This is a genomic window from Novosphingobium pokkalii (genome assembly GCF_014652855.1).
Taxonomy (GTDB): domain Bacteria; phylum Pseudomonadota; class Alphaproteobacteria; order Sphingomonadales; family Sphingomonadaceae; genus Novosphingobium; species Novosphingobium pokkalii.
The window spans coordinates 346,941-362,516 of record NZ_BMZP01000002.1; the positions used below are offsets into that span (position 1 = coordinate 346,941).

At 66.6% G+C, this 15,576-nt stretch carries 15 protein-coding genes; 6 read left to right on the forward strand and 9 right to left on the reverse strand.

Annotated features, from left to right (window positions below):
- Positions 1-87: 87 nt before the first annotated feature.
- From IE191_RS03560 to coaBC, 5 genes are all read right to left on the reverse strand, one after another.
- Positions 88-1,170, reverse strand: a complete 1,083-nt coding sequence (locus IE191_RS03560; RefSeq protein WP_191322954.1) for a helix-turn-helix transcriptional regulator — start codon at positions 1,168-1,170, stop codon at positions 88-90.
- A gap of 82 nt (positions 1,171-1,252) precedes the next feature.
- The gene (locus IE191_RS03565) at positions 1,253-2,560 is read right to left on the reverse strand and encodes an ammonium transporter (RefSeq protein WP_191322955.1); all 1,308 of its coding nucleotides are present in this window, start codon (positions 2,558-2,560) and stop codon (positions 1,253-1,255) included.
- 141 nt (positions 2,561-2,701) lie between these two features.
- Complete coding sequence (locus tag IE191_RS03570) at positions 2,702-3,835, reverse strand: aminotransferase class I/II-fold pyridoxal phosphate-dependent enzyme (protein ID WP_191322956.1); 1,134 nt, start codon at positions 3,833-3,835, stop codon at positions 2,702-2,704.
- A gap of 11 nt (positions 3,836-3,846) precedes the next feature.
- Positions 3,847-4,320 carry a dUTP diphosphatase gene (gene dut, locus IE191_RS03575; protein ID WP_191322957.1) on the reverse strand — a complete coding sequence of 158 codons (474 nt, stop codon included), beginning with the start codon at positions 4,318-4,320 and terminating at the stop codon, positions 3,847-3,849.
- Complete coding sequence (gene coaBC, locus IE191_RS03580; RefSeq protein WP_191322958.1) at positions 4,317-5,549, reverse strand: bifunctional phosphopantothenoylcysteine decarboxylase/phosphopantothenate--cysteine ligase CoaBC; 1,233 nt, start codon at positions 5,547-5,549, stop codon at positions 4,317-4,319. Before coaBC ends, dut begins: the two co-directional genes overlap by 4 nt.
- Positions 5,550-5,701: 152 nt before the next feature.
- Here coaBC and IE191_RS03585 point away from each other — a divergent pair, with 152 nt between their 5' ends.
- Together IE191_RS03585 and IE191_RS03590 are read left to right on the forward strand one after the other, a co-directional pair.
- Positions 5,702-6,112: a hypothetical protein gene (locus IE191_RS03585; RefSeq protein WP_191322959.1), complete on the forward strand. Its 411-nt coding sequence runs from the start codon at positions 5,702-5,704 to the stop codon at positions 6,110-6,112.
- A gap of 3 nt (positions 6,113-6,115) precedes the next feature.
- Complete coding sequence (locus IE191_RS03590; RefSeq protein WP_229815081.1) at positions 6,116-6,520, forward strand: hypothetical protein; 405 nt, start codon at positions 6,116-6,118, stop codon at positions 6,518-6,520.
- 174 nt (positions 6,521-6,694) lie between these two features.
- Here the strand turns inward: IE191_RS03590 and IE191_RS03595 are convergent, their stop codons facing one another.
- From IE191_RS03595 to IE191_RS03605, 3 genes are read right to left on the reverse strand one after another with little or no spacing between them, the layout of a single operon-like run.
- Positions 6,695-7,831 (reverse strand): acyltransferase family protein, encoded by a 1,137-nt coding sequence (locus IE191_RS03595; RefSeq protein ID WP_191322960.1) that lies wholly within the window; start codon positions 7,829-7,831, stop codon positions 6,695-6,697.
- Positions 7,813-9,423 (reverse strand): 2-polyprenylphenol 6-hydroxylase, encoded by a 1,611-nt coding sequence (gene ubiB / locus IE191_RS03600; protein ID WP_191322961.1) that lies wholly within the window; start codon positions 9,421-9,423, stop codon positions 7,813-7,815. The genes IE191_RS03595 and ubiB overlap by 19 nt, the downstream gene beginning before the upstream one ends.
- A gap of 15 nt (positions 9,424-9,438) precedes the next feature.
- Complete coding sequence (locus tag IE191_RS03605) at positions 9,439-10,176, reverse strand: class I SAM-dependent methyltransferase (RefSeq protein WP_191322962.1); 738 nt, start codon at positions 10,174-10,176, stop codon at positions 9,439-9,441.
- Between the two features lie 60 nt (positions 10,177-10,236).
- Between IE191_RS03605 and mutM the strand changes: the two genes are divergently transcribed.
- Positions 10,237-11,049: a bifunctional DNA-formamidopyrimidine glycosylase/DNA-(apurinic or apyrimidinic site) lyase gene (gene mutM, locus IE191_RS03610; protein WP_191322963.1), complete on the forward strand. Its 813-nt coding sequence runs from the start codon at positions 10,237-10,239 to the stop codon at positions 11,047-11,049.
- Positions 11,050-11,153: 104 nt separating this feature from the next.
- The gene (locus IE191_RS03615) at positions 11,154-12,956 is read left to right on the forward strand and encodes a diguanylate cyclase (RefSeq protein WP_229815082.1); all 1,803 of its coding nucleotides are present in this window, start codon (positions 11,154-11,156) and stop codon (positions 12,954-12,956) included.
- Between the two features lie 396 nt (positions 12,957-13,352).
- Here the strand turns inward: IE191_RS03615 and IE191_RS03620 are convergent, their stop codons facing one another.
- Positions 13,353-14,252 carry an HNH endonuclease gene (locus IE191_RS03620; protein ID WP_191322964.1) on the reverse strand — a complete coding sequence of 300 codons (900 nt, stop codon included), beginning with the start codon at positions 14,250-14,252 and terminating at the stop codon, positions 13,353-13,355.
- 441 nt (positions 14,253-14,693) lie between these two features.
- Between IE191_RS03620 and IE191_RS03625 the strand changes: the two genes are divergently transcribed.
- Both IE191_RS03625 and IE191_RS03630 read left to right on the forward strand, forming a co-directional pair.
- On the forward strand, positions 14,694-14,987 hold the full coding sequence (locus tag IE191_RS03625) for a plasmid stabilization protein (RefSeq protein WP_183615959.1): 294 nt from the start codon (positions 14,694-14,696) through the stop codon (positions 14,985-14,987).
- Positions 14,988-14,990: 3 nt separating this feature from the next.
- Entirely contained in the window at positions 14,991-15,539 is a 549-nt protein-coding gene (locus IE191_RS03630; protein ID WP_191322965.1) for a flavodoxin family protein, read from the forward strand.
- Positions 15,540-15,576: the final 37 nt, after the last annotated feature.

The following is a 15,576-nucleotide window of genomic DNA, read 5'->3' on the forward strand; positions in this document are numbered from 1 at the left end:
GTTCTCGAAGCGCTGATCTTTCGATCCGCTTCCATACGGAACGCATCAAGGGCTGGCCTTCGGGCCGGCCCTTTTTGTTTGTGCGGATCAGGCGCCGGGATTGCCCAGCGAGGCGAGCAGCACGGCCAGTTCGGTCTGCCGGGTCACTCCGGTCTTGGCGAAGACATGCTTGAGCTGGGTGCGCACGGTGGCCTGCGAGGCGGCGTGGCGCGCGGCGATTTCGGCCGGGGACAGCCCTTGCGCCACGGCGCGGGCCACGCGCGCCTCCGCCGGGGTCAGGTCGAACAGCGCGCGGATCAGGTCTGCGCCGGGCACGCTGGGGTTGCCGGCGCCAGCCAGGATGATCACCGCCCCGGCGCTGGCAAAGGCATCGCGCCCGCGCCCGAGCAGCGGCACGAGATGCAGCGCATGGCGCGCGGTTCCTTCCAGATCGCGCAGCGGCAGCGAACAGCCGGCGGCGCTCTCGCTCTGGAGGCAGGTGATCGCCGCGCGCAACTGGCTATCGCTGGCGGGATGGAGCGCGCGCAAGGTGCCGGCGCGCTGCGCCAGCAGGCGGTCCATCGCCTGGGTGAAAAGATCGTTCATTGCCTCGATCCGGCCAACCGGGTCGATCACCGCCGCCGCCACGCTGACCAGTTCCAGCGCATCGACGGCGGCGGCCAGCCGCTGCATCCGCAATTGCGCGCTCAGCGCCAGGGCGCGGGCCAGGTGCGGGCGCAGCAGATCGAGCTGTCGCGCTGCCGCGCGCGAGGCGGCGTGGCCGGCAAAGCCTTCCACCGCCAGGATCAGGCCGTCTTCGCCCGCGCCCTGGATCACCGTGGCCGCCCCCGCATCGGCGCGGTGCAGCGTCAGGAATTCGGCATAGATCGGCAGCGTGGCGAGCTCGTGGGGGCTGTGCAGGTCGCTGTCGGTGAGGAAGCCGGGGTGGGCGCCGCGCTCCAACAGGCGGCCCACCCGGGTGTTCTGGGTATTCAGCCCGCTGCGCAGGAATTCGTCGGTCATCGTGCGCACACCGTCGGTGGACGTGATCGCCATGCCCTGCGGGCCGATGCGGATCAGGTTGCTGCCCTGCGCGCCCAGCCGTTCCGCCAGCGTCTGCAACACCGCCAGCCAGCGATCGGGCACGGCTGCCGCTTCATAGATATCGCCAATCAGCGCCGCATCGAACATGCCGGATTGCCCACGTGGTCCCCGCCGCGATTATGGCGGATTGTTGCGAGGGGACAAGGCAGTTGCGCGAAAATGGAACGGGTCAGTCCATTTCCCAGGCGCGTTCGCCGTGCGAGGCGAGGTCCAGGCCCTCGCGTTCGTCATCCTCGTTGACGCGCATCGGCCAGATCCGGGCCAGGCCGAGCCCCAGCACCACCGTCGCCAGCGCCGACCATAGTGCTACCACGACCACGCCCAGCACCTGGGCATGGATCTGCAAGGGCATGGTCATGCCCGGCGCATAGCCGGCCCCGCCCAGCGCGGGCGAGAGGAACACCGCGAGCAGCAGCGAACCGAGCATGCCGCCCACGCCGTGGACCGCGAAGACATCGAGCGAATCGTCGATCTTGCAGCGGTGCTTGACCAGCAGGATCATCGGGTAGCACACCGCCGCGGCCGCCAGGCCGAACAGCAGCGCCGCACCCGGCGCGATCAGCCCGGCGGCCGGGGTCACCGTGGCCAGGCCGCCCACTGCGCCGGTGGCAAAGCCGACGCTGGTGGGCTTGCCCACGGTCAGCCGCTCGATCAGCAGCCAGGCCATGGCCGCAGCACAAGCGGCGATATGGGTGTTGAGAATGGCGCTGGTCGCGCCGGCGTTGCCGGCCAGGGCCGAACCGCCGTTGAAGCCGAACCAGCCCACCCACAGCAGCGCCGCGCCGGCCATGGTCAGCGCCGGGGCATGGGGCAGCATCAGCGTTTTGGGAAAGCCCTGTCGCGCGCCGAGCAGGATCGCCACGACGAGGGCGGACACCCCGGCCGTGGTGTGGACGACGATACCTCCGGCGAAATCGAGCGTGCCGAAGCGGCTGGCCAGCCAGCCACCGCCCCAGATCCAGTGCGCCACCGGGGCATAGACCACCAAGCCCCAGGCCGCGCAGAACGCCACGACCCAGGAAAACCGCGCGCGATCGACCCAGGCGCCGACCATCAGCGCCGGGGTGATCGCGGCAAAGCACATCTGGAACAGGGCAAAGGTGCTTTCCGGCAGCGCCAGCCCGGCACGGACCGCGGCGAGGTGGCCCAGCATGACCGGTCCCAGCCCGCCGATCAGGCCATGGCCCACCGGGCCGAACGCCAGGGCATAGCCGCAGACCAGCCAGAGCAGCGACGCCATGGCGGCAATCGCGCCGATCTGCACCAGCACCGACAGGAAGTTCTTGGTGCGCACCAGGCCGCCATAGAACAGCCCGAGCCCGGGCATGCACATCAGCAGCACGAGCGCCGAAGAGACCATGATCCACACGGTGTCGGCCCCGTTTGCGGCCCCGGTGGCGATGGGCGTGGCGGCAGTGGCAACGGTGGGTGCGGCCAGGCTGGCCAATGCCAGCGGCCACGCGACGCGACGGCGCATGGTAGTCTCTCCCGTTGTGCGCGCGGCCGGTGGCGGCGCGCACCCTGATCCCTCGGGAACGGCCCCTAGGACAGAGCGTGCGGGAAAAGCAAGCCTTGGTGGTGCAGTGCAGGCAACAAATGGTGCCTGCACTGCACCGGATCAGAGCTTTCGTTGTTCCAGATAGCCGCGCAGCGCAGCAATGCTTTCCGGTACGTCTGCCCGGCCAAAGCCGATGCGGAAGCGGTCCAGCGGCACCGGGCCAAGGTCGGAGCGATAGATGCCCGAGGGCAGCAGCAGCACGCCCGCCTCGCGCACCAGGTCTTCGCAGAAGGCATCGACCGTGCCTGGCCCGCGCCAGCGCGGATAGCCGACGCAACCGCCATCAGAGCGCTGCCAATCGAACAGGTGCGGGTAATCGGCAAAGAAAGCATCCAGCACGTCGAGATTGGCCCGCACCAGCGCGTTGTTGCGCTCCACGATGCGATCGGCGGCGCGCAGGGCGATGATGCCCAGCGCCTCGCTCGGCGCGGAATTGCAGATCGAGAGATAGTGCTTCATCCGCTCCATGCGCGAGAGCAGGGCGGTATCCTGGCAGGCGATCCAGCCGATGCGCAGGCCGGGCAGGCCATAGGCCTTGGACAGCACGTTGAGCGACAAGCCGCGCTCGTAGATATCGGCCACTTGCGGCAAGTGCCGGGCCGGATCGGGGCCGAGCAGGCGATAGACCTCGTCGCTGAAGATCCAGATGCCGTGGCGGCGGCACAAGGCCACCAGGCCATCGAGCGTGGCGCGATCGGGAATGCAGCCGGTGGGGTTGTGCGGGAAATTGATCGAGACCAGCCGCGTCTCGGGCCGGATCGCGGCGGCCACGCGATCGAGATCGAGCCGCCAGTTGTCTTCGGGATCGAGCGGCACGCCGGTGACCGCGCAGAGCGAGAGCGGCACGGTCTCGGCGGCCTGGTAGTTGGGCGTGATCACGATGGCATGGTCGCCCGGCCCGAGCAGGGCGTGGTTGGCCACGTAGATGCCTTCTTCCGCGCCGGCAAAGCACAGCACGTTGTCGGGCGCCATGGTGTCATACGTGCCAGCGATCTCGGCGCGCAGCACCGGCGCGCCGAAGGTCTGGGTATAGCCCAGCCATTGCGCGTCGAATGCGGCGGCATCGGCCGGGCTCGCCAGGTCGAGCAGTTCGCGCACCGTCATGCTCTGCGCATCGGACGCAGTCAGATGGTGGCGCGCGGCGAATTCCCAGTGCGAGAAATAGGCTTCCAGGCGGAAATCGGGCAGAGTCATCGCGCGCCTGCTCAGTTGCCCAGGGCGACGACGCCGCCGGTCGAGCCGAAGCCGCCTTCGCCGCGCGCGGTTTCGTCCAGCTCGTCCACTTCCAGCCAGGTGCCTTGCACCACCGGGGCGAGCACGAGCTGCGCCACGCGGTCGCCCCGGCGGATGGCAAAAGCCTCGGCGCCGTGGTTGATCAGGATGATCTTCAGCTCGCCGCGATAGTCGCTGTCGATCGTGCCCGGCGCATTGGGCACGGAAATGCCGTGCTTGAGCGCCAGGCCCGAACGCGGGCGCACCTGGATTTCAAAGCCGTGGGGAATGGCCAGTGCCAGGCCCGTGGCCACGGCATGGCGCGCGCCCGGCGCCAGGTCCACGTCTTCGGCGGCGACCACGTCCATCCCGGCCGCGCCCGGCGTAGCATAGGCCGGTAGCGGCAGTCCTTCGCCATGGGGCAGGCGCTTGAACAGGATCGGCACGGCAGGGGAAGGGGCAGTCATGCTGGGGTTCCGTTGGTAATGGTGGCGGCAAGGGTGGCGGCGATGCGGGCGACGATGGCCTGCGCCACGGCGTCCTTCGGCATTTCGGGCAGGCTGTCCACGCCCGCCGCGTCGATGATGTGGACGGTGTTGGCCGTGCCGCCCATGACATCGCCGGAAACGTCGTTGGCGACGATCCAGTCGGCCCCCTTGCGCGCGCGCTTGGCCACGGCATGGGCGATGACATCGTCGGTTTCGGCGGCAAAGCCTACGACCAGCGCCGGGCGGCGCGGATCGCGGCACAGCGTGGCAAGGATATCGGGGTTTTCCACCAAGGCGAGCGGCGGTGGCGTGCCGCTGCCATCCTTCTTGAGCTTGTGCGCCGGGGCATCGGCGGTGCGCCAGTCGGCCACGGCGGCGACCATCACTGCCACGTCGGCGGGCAGGGCGGCCTGCACGGCGGCGGCCATTTCGCGCGCGGTCTCCACATCCACGCGGGTAACGCCGGGCGGGGTGGGCAGCGTGACCGGGCCGGCCACCAGCGTGACCCGAGCCCCGGCTGCGGCCGCCGCGCCGGCAATGGCAAAGCCCTGGCGCCCGCTCGACCGGTTGGCGATGTAGCGCACCGGATCGATCGGCTCGTGCGTGGGGCCGGCGGTGACCAGCACATGGCGGCCGGCCAGGGGAAGGGGCAGGGAAGCGGGCGGGGACGGCGCCAACTGCGCCTGCATCGCGGCCAGCACCGCTTCGGGTTCGGGCAGGCGGCCGGGGCCGAATTCGCCGCAGGCCATGGCGCCGACATCGGGTTCCAGCACGGTGACGCCCGAAGTCCGCAGCGTGGCGACATTGCGCACCGTGGCGGCGTGCTGCCACATCCGCACGTTCATCGCCGGCACGGCCAGCACCGGCTTGTCGGTGGCGAGCAGCAGCGTGGTGGCCAGATCATCGGCAATCCCGGCTGCCATCCGCGCCATCAGGTCGGCCGTGGCCGGGCAGACCACCACCAGATCGGCCTGCCGCGAGAGCTGGATATGGCCCATCTCCACTTCGTTCTTCAGATCCCACAGCGTGGTATGCACGGGATTCTCGCTGAGCGCGGCGAGCGTCATCGCAGTGACGAAATGCGCGCCGCCCTCGGTCAGCACGCAAGTGACGTCCGCCCCGGCCTTGCGGATCAGGCGGACGAGTTCGCAGGCCTTGTAGGCGGCAATGCCGCCGCCCACGATCAGCAGGATACGCTTTTGGAGCATGGCCGGCTTGTGCCGCCTTGGCCCGACGGGCGCAAGGTTTGCTGTCTCGCAACGCTTCAAAACGGCGGAATTGCGTCGTTCAATTTCTTTGCAAGCTGTCTGAAAGTTTGTCAGACTTGCGACAAAGTCAGAATGGGCAAAGGAGAGACTCGATGCGTGTGGTGCTGACCGCGCTCGTCCTGCTGGCCGGGCTGGTCGATCTGGTCATCGTCGCCTCGTGCCTGGTGACGCCGCATGACAGCGCCGAACTGGCGCGCGCGGCTCATGGCCTGTCGATCATCCGCGCCCATTGCACCTCGTTCTTCAGCGTTGCTGCGCTGGCGATGATCGTCGGGGCATTGTGGCGCAATGGCGATCTGCTGCTGGTGCCCACCTTCATCTTCATCGGTGCCCTGATCGAACGCCTGGTCAACGTGGTTGCGTTCGGCACTTATCCCAACTGGCTGCTGCCGATGGTGCTGGACGTGGCGCATATCGCCCTGCTGCTCGCCGCGCGCCGTGCCTTGCGCCAGGGCGCGGAAGAGCCGGCTGCTGGTATGCCCCACCACGCGAACCTGGCCTGAGCGGTGCCGATCCGCCTGGCCCTGACCGCGCTGGTTTTCCTGCTTGGCCTGTTCGACCTGTTCATGGCCGCCGCATTCCTGTTCACGCCACCTGCGGGCGCGGCGATCCTGGGGGTGGCGGCAGCGTCGTCGGCAGGGTGGTCCACCATCCGCGCCGATTTCACCGCGTTTTTCGGCGTCGCCGCGCTGTGCATGATGGTGGGCGCGTGGCGCCGCAATGGCGATCTGCTGCTGGTGCCGGGGCTGCTGTTCGGCGTTGCCTTGCTCGGCCGCGCGCTCGATCTGGTGCTGGCCGGGGCCTATCCGGGCTGGCCGCAACCCATGGCGGTGGAAGCCTTGCACGTCCTCGTGCTGGGCGCCGCCTGGCGCATGCTGCCGCATCACCGCGTGGAGGAATTGGCGGGCTAGGGCTGGGTTCCTCTGGCGTTGGGCTTGGCGCCCTTCGACAGGCTCAGGACAGGCCCTTCGACAGGCTCAGGGCGAACGGAGGTGGGGATTCAAAGGTCCAAACCCGAAACCCAAAACCTGAACCCCACCATCCCCGTTCGGGCTGAGCTTGTCGAAGCCCCCCGCAGCCCGGCGCTAGGCCGCCGCCTTGCCACGCCAGCGCCCGGCAAAGCGCAGCACGGCGCGCTGGGCCGGGCGTTCGATCCAGCGGTGCGAGGCAAAGCCGGCGGCCACGGCGGCGACCAGGAAGAAGATCAGGAACGCCGGCTGGCGCGCGATGGCGCGGCTGCCCAGCGTGGCATCGATCAGCAGGACCAGCGCCACCTGCATCGGAAAATGCCAGAGATAGATGCCATAGGAGGCTTCGCCCCACTGGCGGCCGAAGGCCAGGCGGTCGGCCGTATCGGCCAGGTCGATTGCCAGCGTGGCGAACAGCACGGCAAAGGTGCCGGCCAGGATCGTGGCGTCTTCGGCATGCCAGCGCGTGGTCGCCAGCCAGCCCGCCACCACGCAGGCGACTGCCGCGCCCAGCAGCACCGGCACCGGCAGCCAGCCGCGCAGGGCCGCGCCATAGATCGCCACGCCGAGGAAGAAATAGCCGATGCAGGTGAGCACCGGTTCGTTGGGCCAGCCCAGGAAGAACAGGCGCAGCACCACCACGGCCAGCGGCAGCGCCACCAGCAAAGGCGCGCGGCGCAGGGCCGGCAGCAGCACCCAGAACGCCGCATAGGCGAGGATCTCGGTCGAAAGCGACCAGCTTGGCCCGTTGAACGACTGGTTGTGCTGCCAGCCCCAATAGTGCGCCAGCGGGATCGAGAGGAGGAAATGCTTCCAGTCCTGCTCGTGATAGATGAACGCGGTGCCGTTGATGTGGGTATAGGCGGCCTGGAGCCCGGCCACGATCACCAGGGTCAGCAGGTGCAGCGGCCAGAGTCGCGCTACGCGGGCCAGCCAGAAGCGGCGCATCGCCGTGCTGTCGGCAAAATAGACATGGGCAAAGACAAAACCCGAGACCGCCCAGAAATATTGCACCGCCATGTGGCCATAGTCGAACAGCCAGCGCAGCGGATGATAGAGCGGGATCACCGCCGCGCGGTTGACCTGGAAGCCATAGCCCACCGGCGGCACGAAGAAGTGCTGATAATGCCAGAACAGCACGAAGAACGCGGCAATCACCCGCGACAGGTCAAGCGCGTTGAAATGCCGCTTGGCCAGGCGCAGGCCCGGTAAAGGTGCAGGACGGGCCGGCGCGTTCACGGATGGCGATGCCATTCTGGTTCGGGCGGCGGACCATCATGATGGTGATGGCCCCAGGCCTGGAGCCCCAGCACGGCGGCGGCGCCCAGCACGGCGGCGAGCAGCAGGCCGGTCCAGCTCGTGCCGCGCGGATCGTCGCCACGACGCTTGCGCTCCCACATCAGGTCCACATGCGGCAGGGGCGGTGCCTCGGGCGCGCCGCCCTTGGGCGGGAAACGCTCCTCGATCCGCCGGATCAGCGCAGGCACGCGCAGCAGCGTGGCGGCATCGTCCTGCACGCGCTGGGCAATCGCCGCTTCCGGCCCCAGTTCGTCGCGGATCCAGTTGCGCACGAACGGTGCGGCGGTTTCCCACATGTTGATATCGGGATCGAGCTGCTGGGCGATCCCTTCGACCATGACCATGGTCTTTTGCAGCAGCAGCAGGTGCGGCTGGGTCTGCATGTCGAAATCGCGGGTGATCGCAAACAGCCCGTCGAGCATCTGGCCGACCGAAAGGTCTTTCACCGGGCGGCCGCGCATCGGTTCGCCCACGGCGCGCAGGGCCGTGGCGAATTCGTCGACCGAGTGATAGCTCGGCACGTATTGCGCCTCGAAATGGATTTCGGCCACGCGCTTGTAGTCGCCCGTGGTCAGGCCATAGAGAATCTCGGCCAGCCATTGCCGCGCCTGGCGGTCGATCCGGCCCATGATGCCGAAATCGATCGCGGTGATCGTGCCATCGGCTTCCACGAACAGGTTGCCCTGGTGCATGTCGGCATGGAAATAGCCGCCGCTGATCGCTTGCGTGAGGAAGGCCAGCACCAGGCGGCTGGCCATTTCCTGGCGATCGTGGCCGGCCGCGTCGATCGCTTCCAGGTTGCTGATCTTGACGCCGTCGATCCAGTCGAGCGTCATCACCCGGCCATTGGTGCGGTCCCAGTCGATGCCGGGCACACGATAGCCGGGAAAGGCATGCATGGCATCGGCCAGTTCCGAAGCGCTGGCGGCCTCGCGGCGCAAGTCCACCTCGCGCGCGGTCCAGCGCTTGAAATTGGCGATGACCAGGCGCGGGCGCAGGCGCCCGGCTTCGCCGCCCAGCGCTTCGAGGTGCGCGGCGGCCCATTCATAGGTCTCGATATCGCGCGCCAGCTTGTCGCGCACGCCGGGGCGCAGCACTTTGACCGCGACCTTGCGCCCCTCGGTGGTCCAGGCCTGGTGCACCTGGGCGATCGAGGCGGCGCCGACCGGTTCCTCGTCAAAGCGCGAGAACAGGCTTTCCAGCGGGCGCTCGAAGCTGGTTTCGATCTCGCGCCGGATCAGCGCGAAATCGACCGGCGGCAGCTTGTCCTGAAGCGCCAGCAGGTTGCGCGCGGCTTCCTCGCCCACCAGATCGGGCCGGGTGGCCAGCGTCTGCCCCAGCTTGATTGCGGCCGGGCCGATCGCGCGGAAAGCCCCGGCATAATCGGGCACGACCGGCTGGCGCGTGCCGAAGCGGGCGATACGGCACAGCCGGCGCACCGGGGCGGGCGTGTTGGGGCTGTCTTCCAGCAGGCGCAGCGCACCGTGGCGCGCCAGGATGCGGCCCCAGCCCAGCAGGCGGCGGATATGGGTGGCAGGACGGGTCAAGGCAAAGGCGCTCGCTCAGACTTTCCAGCCGGAGTGGATCGCCACCAGCCCACCCAGGATCGGCTCGACCTTGGTGTGGCGGAACCCGGCGGCTTTGATCATCGCCTCGAATTCGCCCATCTTGGGGAAGCGGCGGATCGATTCGATCAGGTAGCGATAGGATTCGGCATCACCGGCAATGGCCTGGCCGATTTTGGGCACCAGCTTGTGCGAATAGGCGTCATAGACTTCCGCAAAACCGGGCCATTCGGTGGTCGAGAATTCCAGGCAAAAGAAGCGCCCGCCGAACTTGAGCACGCGGTGCGCTTCGGCCAGGGCGGCATCGATGCGGGTCACGTTGCGGATGCCGAAAGCGATCGTGTAGGCGTCGAAGAAGCGATCGCCGAACGAAAGTTCCTCGGCATTCTGGCGCGACCAGACCAGGCCGTCGATGCCGCGTTCCATGGCGCGCTCGATGCCCACGTCGAGCATGTCCTGGTTGATGTCGGAAACCGTGATCGACGCGCCTTCGCGCGCCATGCGGAACGCGATGTCTCCGGTGCCGCCGGCCATGTCGAGAATCTGCTCGCCTTCGCGCGGCTTCACCCGGGCGACGAAGCGATCCTTCCACAGGCGATGCATGCCCACCGACATGGCATCGTTCATCACGTCGTACTTCTTGGCGACGCTGGAAAACACCGCACCCACGCGGGCGGTCTTTTCCTCAGGGGTGACGTCCTCGTAACCGAAGGACACGCTTTCCGGGCTGGTCATGGTTCAGGGCCTTTAAAGGGGAATTGCCGCAGGCGCAAAGCATGATAGCAGGAACCCACGATGCCCGAACTACCAGAGGTTGAAACCACCGTTCGCGGCCTGGCGAGCATTCTCGACGGTCAGGCGATTTCCCGCGTGGCCGTGCGCCGCCCCGATCTGCGCCGCCCGTTCCCGCCAGACCTGGCCCAGGCGCTGACCGGCGCGCGCGTCACCGGCCTGTCGCGCCGCGCCAAATATGGCCTGATCCACACCGACCGGGCGCGCACCATGGTGTTTCACCTCGGCATGTCGGGGCGCTGGCGAATCGATCCCGAGGCAATCGCCAAGCATGATCATCTCGTGCTGGAAACCGCCAATGGCCATACCCTGGCGCTCAACGATGCGCGGCGGTTCGGCTCGGTGGACCTGGTCGACGAGGCCGCGCTCGATGCCTGGCCGCCGTTCGCCGCGCTGGGGCCGGAGCCGCTGGGGCCGGGCCTGACCGCGCAGCATCTGGCGCAGGCCTTTGCGGGCCGGATCGCGGCAATCAAGCTGATGCTGCTCGACCAGCGGATCGTGGCCGGCCTTGGCAATATCTATGTGTGCGAGGCGCTGCACCGTGCGCGCATCCATCCCGAGCGGGAGGCGGGCACGGTGTCGCTCGCCGCGCTCAAGCGGCTGGTGCCGGAAATCCGCGCCGTGCTGGAGGAATCCATTGCGGCGGGTGGCTCCACCCTGCGCGACTATGCCCGGCCCGACGGGGAGCTTGGCTATTTCGCCAAGGACTGGCGTGTCTATGGCCGCGAAGGCGATCCCTGTGCCTGTGGCCGCCCGGTGGCCCGCGTGGTGCAGGGCGGGCGCTCGACGTTTTTTTGCGCCAAGTGTCAAAAGTAAGTTTGCCCACCCGGATTTCGCTTTACGGCCCGGCATGTTACTAACGGGCTACGTGGTGTTACGGGTGGGTTGCCTTGGTCGGATCGCTGTCTAATCGGATTCGCTTGCTGTGCACGGCGCTGGCCGGGCTGATCGTGGTGCTGGCCGGGGCACTGCTTGCCGTGACCATGCAGATGCACGACAACCTGGGCTGGCTCGATCATTCCTCGCGCGTGCTGCGCACGGCCAACCATGCGCTCAGCAGCCTGCGCACCGCCGAATCCGGGCAGCGCGGCTTCACCCTGACGCGCGACCCCGATTTCGCCCGTGCCGTCGGTCCGGCGCTCGATACCGCGCGCCGGGATGCGGCCGATCTGGTGAACCTGACCGCCGACAAGCCGGAGCAGAACGAGCGCGCGCGCCAGTTGCAGGCGCTGGTTGCCGGCCGTGCCGATACGCTGGAGGCTGCGGCGCGGCTGGCGCGCAGCGGCCAGTTCGACCAGGCCCGGCAATCCACCGCCAGCCGGCATGGCCTGGAACTGATGCAACTGGTCGAAGCCAAAGTGAACGACCTGCTGCTCGACGAGCGCGCCCTGGCCGCCGACCGCATGGCGGCGGTGGAAAGCCTGCTGCGTACGATCCGCTGGCTGGTCATCCTCGGCACGCCGCTGACCTTGCTGATGCTTGCGCTGGTGGCCCGCTCGCTGATCCAGCGCATTCGCCGTCCGGCCGGGGAGATGCTGGCCGTGATGGGCGAACTTGGCGCCGGGCACCGCGAGGCACGGATCACCGGCGAGATGGGTTCACGCGAGTTCGCGCAACTGGCCAGCGGCTACAACGCCATGGCCGATGAACTGCAACGCGCCGTGGCCAACCAGGCCGAAGCGGCCGAAAGCCTCAAGACCGCCAATGCCGCGCTCAGCCGCAATGCCGATACCCTGCGCGAACGCGGTGAAGTGATCGAGATCCTGGGGGGCATGGCCCACCGCATGCAGGCCGCCCGCACCGACGAGGAACTGGCCGCAATCATCGAGGTCTTCGTGCCGCGCGTGCTGCCGCAGATTCCCGGCGCGCTGTTCGTGCACAACAATTCGCGCAATCTCTTGGTGCCCACGGCTACCTGGGGTGGGCTGGAGCAAGTGCAGACGGGTTTCGCGCCGGAGGAATGCTGGGCTCTGCGCCGTGGCCAGAGCCATTTCGTGGATGAGGCCGGTTCCGACATCGTCTGCCCGCATGTGGGCGTCTGGGCCGATCACTACCATTGCGAGCCGCTGCTGGCCGGCGGCGAAGTGATCGGGGTGCTCTATCTCAGGGGCACGGTCGGCACCGAAAGCCGCTTCCGCCTGGCCGTGCTGAGCGAAAACATCGCTTCGGCGCTGGTCAACCATCGCCTGCAACGTGGCCTGCGCGAACAGACCATCCGCGATCCGCTGACCGGCCTGTTCAACCGCCGCTACCTGGAAGAGACGCTGGCCCTGGAAATGGCCCGCGCCGCGCGTTCGGGCGCGCCGCTGACGGTGGTGATGTGCGATGTCGACCACTTCAAGCGCTTCAACGACGAATTCGGCCATGATGCCGGGGACCAGGTGCTCCAGACCGTGGCCGCCGAATTGCGCCGCCGGTTCCGCGATGGCGACGTGGTCTGCCGCTTTGGCGGGGAGGAATTCGTGGTCATCGCCCCGGCCACCGAAGTTTCCATCCTGCGCGCCCGGGTTGAGGAAGTGCGCGAAGCCGTCAGCCACCTCACCGTCCGCCAGGGCGAACGCGCGCTCGGTTCGGTGACCATGTCGTTCGGGCTCGCCACCTGGGCACCGGACATGGACCGCGAAGGCATCGCCCTGCTCAAGGCCGCCGACGCCGCGCTCTACGCCGCCAAGCGCGAAGGCCGCAATCGCGTGGCGATCGACCCACAGGCACTGGCGGCCTGAACCCGGCGCTGCCGCTTGGTCGCTGGCATTGGCACGTGCGCCGGTATCTTCGATATCGTCCCATTGCCGCAGTGGCAGCACGTTCCAGGCAGATCGAGGCCGGCTGGCACCGCTGACACGATCTGTTGTGGGGAAGGCTCTGGAGCGGTAGCGGGAATCCAATTGATAAACTAACAATTTGATATGATTTCAGTATGTTGAGCGATTCGAAAATCGGTCCATCACGCGTGCCCCTGTCAAGAAAAATGTGACGCGGTTCGGTTCTCACGAGCGGAATCCAACGCCCGATTCGGCCGAGTCGCAGACCATATTTCCGCGCCTCATGCCGTTGCCGATAGGCACCGGAGGAGGAGCAAAATTCGGTACGACTGCCGCCCTGAAAATGCAGCAGCAGCTTTAGAGCTTGAAGCGGTGCTCCCGGTGCCACCGGACAAATTGCGGATGAGGGCGATCCGCTTCGCGTTGCGGCAGCAAGATTCGGCCAGTGGCATTGATGACCGATCGGATGCTGTCAGGATCATTGGCCTGCCGCGAAATCATGATGCGCATGTCGTCGTCCAGTCCAATCAGACCTCGGTCGAACATCCAATGTGCGGTGCCGGAAAGGGCCAAGCCATTGCTCACAATGTCAGGCCCACTAGCTTCCACGGGGCGGATGTGAGCGGCCTCAACTTCGGCCCGCCCGCCACCGTTGATGAGCTTTAGCCCGGTGACGGCACAGCGTTCATCATAGGCTCGCAACACAATTCGGCGAAACACGCGATCGCGCACTACGCGGGAAACGATAGCGGAAACGCGTTCCCTAGCCTCATCGAACACAAAGGGGGCTGACTCTTCACGAACAATTTGTTCGTCGATTAGCAAATCTGTCCGTGGCAGCAGCGGCTTCTCATCGGCCAGTCCGGCGGCCACGATACGATTAAAGTCGCTGGAAGACAGGCCTCGAACGGCGGCTTGAGCTCGCCCGGAAATGGCTCCAACCTCGTTGAGTAGGCCGCGTTCGATCGGCCCATCTTCATCAGAAAATGGAACAGGGCTTGCGAAATCTAGATAGCTGCCGGGCGCGATCAGAGCGAGGTACATGCCGGAAGTTGTCCGGTCGGCGATGATACGCTCGACTTTGGCCACTGCGTAGTAGCCTCGCGTGCCTGTAACCTTTCTCGGCTCATAGTAAATAATCCAGTCGCCGACGCAGGCTCGGGCGCGCTCCAGATACTGTTTCGGAAACTGGTATCGCTCGGCCGGGGTGTCGTCATAGATCGAATCAGACCGATGGATGAACACGCCGAATGCCATGACAGAAAGATAGCCCGAAAGCAGCCTGTCGAAAAAGGTTAAAGTTCGCGGCTTAAGACTGGGTAGTACGATCTCGTAGCCTTATTGGCTGCCGGTCGAATTGTGCTGTTCGGGTGTGAGCCGCCAACAGCGGGTGAGCGCCGGCCAGGGAATTGCCGCTGACATAGCGGACGGCAACCCAGGAAAATTGGTCTCCTGAAACTTGCCGTCTGTTCATCGCATCGGAAATTGGCCGACTTTGGTTCGCTTCAGGCCACCCTCAACGGCATCGCGAACTGTGGATTTCCAACTCGGGAATTCCCGGAATTTTCCTGATGGTCCCAAGCAAGAAGTATGGATCGGCTCCCAGCGCGATCTGAGCCAATCAGTCGGAGTTCACAACCCGCGGCACCGTTGTGCCTTTCAAGCGTTTCGCCGGCATGAAAATGCAAAGGAAACGTCATGCCCCGCGGAGACAAGTCGAGCTATTCCGACAAGCAGAAGCGCAAGGCCGAGCATATCGAAAAGGGATATGAAGATCGCGGGGTTAGCAGCAAGGAAGCTGAACGACGCGCCTGGGCGACGGTGAACAAGGAATCAGGCGGTGGAAACAAGTCCGGCTCGGGACGCGGCAAGGCAGAGAGCCGAGCCTCTTCGCGCAAGGGCGGCAAGATCAGTGGGTCGAGCCAGAGCCATGAGAAGCGATCGGCGGCGGCCAAGAAGGGCTGGGAGACGCGCCGCAAGCGAGCGGGGTAGGACATGCCGGCGATCAAGGCTTTGCCTCTCAACTGCACGTTGAAGAGCGACCCCAGTGAGACCTCGTCCACCGATGCGATGATCACAGTGCTGGCCGATGCCTTTCGCGACCGGGATGTCGCTGTAAGCGAGACCATCCGCGTGGCGGCGCTCAACATCAGGCCGGGCGTCACTTCGGACGAGGGCGAAGGCGACGACTGGCCGGCGCTGCGCAAGAAAATCCTTGCCCATGATATATTGATCCTCGGGGGACCGATCTGGATGGGACAGGTCAGCAGTATCGCCAAGCGCGTGCTGGAGCGCATGGACGCCTTCCTCGAAGAAACCGACGATCACGGACGCATGCCGAGCTACGGGAAGGTCGCGGTCGCCGCCATCGTCGGCAATGAGGATGGCGCACATTTCTGCTCGGCGCAGATTTTTCAGGCGCTCAACGATGTCGGCTGGACGATCCCGGCTGTGGCTGCCTGTTATTGGGTCGGCGAGGCAATGGGATCGACCGATTTCAAGGATCTCAACGCAATCCCGGTGACGTGCTCCCCTGAAATGTGACCGCCCGATGGTAGAGTCCGACCACGAAGGAGTCGGA